The organism is Belnapia sp. AC561, assembly GCF_979252845.1.
This window is the reverse complement of sequence record NZ_CEEDBP010000085.1, coordinates 1-5,379: the sequence shown is the minus strand read 5'-3', so window position 1 is coordinate 5,379 and position 5,379 is coordinate 1. Positions and strand designations below refer to the sequence as shown.

Sequence of the window (5,379 nt, the reverse complement as noted above, 5' to 3'; positions counted from 1 at the left end):
CCTTCCTGCGCTGGGCCTCCGTCCGCCGCATGCTCCGAAAGCTATGTCAGAAAACTAAATGATCCCGGATGGACTCTAAGGGCATTGAGAAAGTGGCTAAGGGAACACCGATGCCAACTATGAACCCGGTGTTCTCGCCCCGAGTGTAGACCACCGCAGAGGGAACACCATCCAACCTGGTCAGACGGACCAGCCCACTTGGGCGCTCCTTAACCTCGTCGATGAGTGAAGCCGACGCCGCACGCCCGACAAATTCGTCGGCTCGGGTGCTGCGGGCGACAATCTTATGGTCCCGGTCGAACAGAGTGGCGACCCATCCCTCGGGCAGTGGTTGCCGCCCTAGCAGCTCGTCGAAGCGCTTCTGCGGATAGCCGACCGAGACAACCCCCGTCACGACGCCGTTTGGTCTGGTGACTGGCGCCGCCACAGCCACGAGGAAGATTTGCGTCAATGCGCCGCGATAGAGGTTCGAGAACTGCGTCCGGCCGCTCAGCAATACAGGTAGCGTCATCGCACTCGCGGGCGTGTCAGCCGGTGGGTAGGTTCCTGGCGGCATCAGCGTTAACAGCCGTTGTATGCCATAGCGATCTGCCAGGCTGATGTAGATGCCGGGAGAGCGAGTGACCGCTGCATCCATTTCCGTCCGGAATGCTGTCAGGTTATCATCGACGAGGCTGGTCGAGGCAGCCAAGGTTTCAGCCATCACCGCGGCTGAAGCGAGGTCACCGTCGATGGCCATGGACAATGCGCCTGCCTGCAGTTGCAGCTGATGCTCGAGGCGGCGGTTGGCGTTGGCATGCTCGCGGATGGTCATAAAGACAGCAAGTGTTATGAGCGGCACAGTCAGTGTAGCTATCAGGACAATAAGCCAAAATCTCAGGCTTAAATAAGTTGCAGCCGTCTTTCTGGGCGCTGTTTTTGGATGACCAGCCGCGGCGTTTCCAATCATCGCTTGCCTCAGAAGTGGCTCAAATCGCAGCACGTCGGGCACCGGCTGGGCCCACTATCGCACTAGCATTTACTGACGGTCCCGGGATACCCAAAAATGGAAAGGATGCGGCGCATCAAATGCGTAGGAACAATGTCATTCGAAGAAAAAAATGCAGTTGGCGTTATTCTTACGAGATTTAGCTGTGGTCCATTTTGCTTTGTTATTCAGCGTTGCGCGTTGCTGTCTACCGTATGGTGACCCAGCGCGATGGGCATTAGATGTATTCTAAAATATTACATCTTTGTGCTACTAATGGTTGCATATTTTTACGCAGATTCCCCCACTCAAAGTTTATGCAAACCCTTTGCTACCACTAAAACTCTCTCATTTTTCAGGCCCACTCGTACGGCCTTTATCTCACTTTCAAAAACAACCATACCGTGTAATCTTCGTTGCTTTTGCTCGGAAATCTGTTGAGATGGCGACTTCTTGTTTCGGTCGGGGCGCTAAATTGCAGGGGGCAACGAAGGTCGCATGCCGCAGCCAGGGTCGACTGGGCTTCCGACCATCATTGCAAGGACGCCTACACACGGGCTGCGTTGGCACCTCATTGCCCTAGTTCTCGTGGCCCTGCTGCCAACCTTGGCAGTGGGCGGAGCCGCCGCTTGGCAGGCGATGCGGAGTTACGAGACAGCCTTCGAGGAGCGCCTGGTGGACACCGCGCGAGTCTTGGCACTCGCGGTTGACCGCGAAATCGAGGGCCACCTCAGCGTCCTGACTGCGCTGGCTGCCTCGCCACAGTTCGATGACCCAACCAGTAAGCTCGACCACTTCTCGCTGCATGCCCGACGGGCGGCAGGGGCGCTGCATTCCCCGATCACCGTGATTGGGCCAGACTTCCAGATTTTGTTGGATACCGACCGGCCTACCGGCGACAGCCTGCCCTTCACTCGTGCCGCCGACGCTGCCGCGGCCACGTTTGCATCAAGCCAGTCCATGGTCAGCAACCTCGTGTCCACCTCCGTGGTCAATCGCCCGGTGGTCGCCATCCTGGTTCCCGTGGTCCGAGAGGAACGCACGATACTCCTGCTGGCAACCCGGCTGGAGCCGCAGCGGCTGGCGGAATCACTGGCGAGCCAGAAGCTGGAAGGTGGCGCCTTCGCCACGGTCATGGACAGCCAGGATGCCGTCGTTGCCCGCTCCAGTGACCAGCAGCGCTGGGTCGGGGTGACGGCCGCGGGCTGGCTGCGCGAGTCGTTCGCGTCAAGGCGCGAGGGCGTCAGCATCGGCCGGTCGCTCGCGGGCATCGATATCATGGTTGCCCACCATGCACTGCGGTCTGCACCGGGGTGGAAGGTTCTTATCGGGGAACCTCTCACGACCTACAACGCCAGCTGGACACGACCGCTTCTGGCAATCGGCGTCGGCGGCGCGTTGGCGCTAACCCTGAGCCTGATTGCAGCCTTCAACCTCTACCGTCGCATCATCCGGCCGGTGGACGGGCTGATCGCCAAGGCCGAAGCGGTCGCCTCCAACACCCATCAACCGGAACCACCCGTGGCGCCGGTGCTTGAGTTCGAGCAGCTCCGGCGCAGCCTGCTGAAGGCCGAAGGCGTCCTGAGCCAGCGTGCCGCCACGGTGCTCGACAGCGAAGCGCGGCTGAGAGACCTGCTTGAGACGGTCGACCTGGCGACCGTGATGGTCCGGGATGTCGATGGCACCATCCGCTTCTGGTCGGCTGGGTGTGAGCGGCTTTATGGCTGGACCTCGGCGCAAGCGGTTGGCCAGACGGCGCAAAGCTTGCTCCAGACGATCTACCCAATCCCTCGTCATAACATCGAAGCCAAGCTGAGGTCGGTCGGGGAATGGAGTGGCGAGCTGCGGCATCAGACGCGAAGCGGGCGAGCGATTGTCGTCGCGGCCCGCAAGGTGCTGCGGCCCGCCCACGGCGACCGCCCCGAACAGGTTATGGAAAGCGTTGCGGAAGTCACCGATTTACGCCGGACCGAGGAAGCCCTGCGGGAAAGCGAAGCCCGCTTTGCCCGAGCCGTCAGCGCGGCCAGGGTCGGCACCTGGGATTGGGATCCGGTGAAAGACGTGATGTCCAACTCTTCCAGCCGGGAGGAGGGCTTGCTGGGCCGTCCCAAGGGCTCGGTTAATAGCCTGGCGGCTCTCATCGCTGCCGTGCATCCGGCCGACAAGCGCCTGGTACTGGACGCCATGCTCCGGGTCACCGACCGCCTGACGGATGACTACGAGGTGGATTTTCGCACCGTCTGGGCAGACGGCAGTATCCGCTGGCTCCGATCCATCGGCCGGGCAGTACTCGATGAGGCGGGTAAGCTGCGGACCGTTAGTGGCGTCTCGCTCGATGTGACGGAGCAGGTCCGGGTTCGCCAGCGCGAGGCATTGCTGGCGCGCGAAGTGGACCACCGGGCCAAGAATGCGTTGGCGGTCGTCCAGTCCATGCTGCGACTGACTCCGATAACCGAACCCAAGGCGTTCATCGCGGCGGTCGAGGGACGGATATCCGCCCTGGCGCGGGCGCATTCCTTGCTGGCCGAAGAGGGCTGGTCCGGCGCCAACCTGAAGTCAGTGGTGGAGCGGGAGATGGCACCCCACGGTCCCTGTCTTGATGACAATGCCACGATCATTATCATCGGCCCACCGGTGGCACTGGTTGCCACGGCCGTGCAGCCGCTTGCCATGGTGCTGCACGAGTTGGCGACCAATGCGGCCAAATACGGTGCTTTATTCCAGCCTGGCGGCACGGTGGTGATTAGCTGGCAGCTGACCGGCTCGATTACCGAAGGTGGGATGCTTCATTTGACGTGGACCGAGCATGGCGGGCCCACCTTGGCAATCCCGCCTGAACGCCGCGGCTTTGGCTCCCGTGTCATCGAGGCGACAATCAAAACGCAGCTGGGCGGCAAGCTGGAGAGGCAGTGGCCGCAACACGGCCTGCTCTGCCAGTTCTGGCTCCCACTTACCAGGCTGATGAACGACGATAGCCATGCGGGCGGCGGGCATTCGGCAGCGGCCTAGCCACGGCATTGATGGCGCGGCGACGCTGGATTCTAGCGTCGTTCTGACCGGCCAGTTGTCCGCCCGTACTGGTCTCGATAATAGGTGGTGCCGCCCCGCTGTTCAGCCCTTCCCGGGGACCGTCCCTGCTCGTCGCGGAAGTAGGTGGTATTGCCTCGTTGTTCAGCCCGACCGGTGGTGCGTCCATGCTCATCGCGGAAGTACGTGGTCTGTGCCGTCGCCAATCCGGCGCTGCATGCGACCGTGAAGGCGGCGACCAGCACAGCTTTTCGGATAAGCTGACACCTATTTCGCAGACCCATTCTAGCGCCTCCAAAACGTATCTCGGCTGCCGCAACCTATAGCGCTTGAGAATGTGTGGCAGACCATACCAGTTGCCAGGCTGAGCCGGGCATCAAGGTGGCGTTGCAGGCTGCGTGGCAGGTGGGAAAGCGAGCGGCGTGGTGAGACTGTGCAAACCGAGCAGCACAATCCAGCCGAAGTTGGTCCGCTCCAACTCTCGCCTCGGCGGCGGTGGTCGTGACGTCGACACCGGCGGTGGTCTGGCAAGTGCGATGACCGCCTCGGAGGCGGTAGCCGACTGGTCAGGGGTCGGCTGGGCGAGCGCCGACGCGCTTATGGCCCCAGCCAAGAGGACTGCCATCCATAGGCGCCCCCACATGTTACCCTCCCTTCCAAGCTTGCTGCACGGTGCCTATAAAATGCCCGTAAGCTTCATTTTGTTGCAGACAGTTTCATTGGAACCGCAACACTCATTGGTGTAATCCGTTAGTGTCTATATCGCTTTGGATGTTTTTCCAGCAACGCACTACTTTTGGTTTATAAACAGCGCCGTCGTGTCTGGTCCGGCTGGTTATACTGCTGCTTCTGAAGCAACGTTGGCTGAACCTGCCTACCGGACGGCCTATTTCGTGTCGATATTCCAGCGCACTCAGAGTAAGTTTTGAGGATGATGGACCGCTTAGCTGAAGACCTTGCTGCGGTTGGCAGCATGGAGGCCATTCCGACCATGCTTGATGTCGTCTGCCGGGCAACCGGCATGCGGTTTGCGGCGGTTGCCCGGGTGACTGAGGACCAGTGGGTTGCCTGTAGCGTGCGTGACGCACCTTGCCTTCGGGCTGAAGCCAGGTGACGAGCTCAAGATCGAGACCACCCTTTGTCATGAAATCAGGCAGACCGGCCGGGCCAACGTCATCGACCATGCGGCCGCTGACCTGATTTATGCTAATCACCACACGCCGCAGATGTACGGATTTCAGAGCTACATATCAGTGCCGATTAAGCTTGGGGACGGTACTTTCTTCGGTACTCTCTGCGCGACTGACCCTAAGAGTCCATCCGGGATCATTTAGTTTTCTGACATAGCTTTCGGAGCATGCGGCGGACGGAGGCCCAGCGCAGGA

3 protein-coding genes are annotated in these 5,379 nt (G+C 60.7%); 2 read left to right on the top strand and 1 reads right to left on the bottom strand.

The features are described 5' to 3' along the window. Window positions 1–46 precede the first annotated feature (46 nt). Window positions 47–991, bottom strand: coding sequence for a cache domain-containing protein (locus AC0IW9_RS29930; protein WP_471651953.1), 945 nt, complete (start codon window positions 989–991; stop codon window positions 47–49). 651 nt (window positions 992–1,642) lie between these two features. Between AC0IW9_RS29930 and AC0IW9_RS29925 the strand changes: the two genes are divergently transcribed. Next, entirely contained in the window at window positions 1,643–3,976 is a 2,334-nt protein-coding gene (locus tag AC0IW9_RS29925) for an HWE histidine kinase domain-containing protein (protein WP_471651952.1), read from the top strand. 1,097 nt (window positions 3,977–5,073) lie between these two features. Beyond that, complete coding sequence (locus AC0IW9_RS29920; RefSeq protein ID WP_471651951.1) at window positions 5,074–5,328, top strand: GAF domain-containing protein; 255 nt, start codon at window positions 5,074–5,076, stop codon at window positions 5,326–5,328. The last annotated feature ends 51 nt before the right edge of the window (window positions 5,329–5,379 follow it).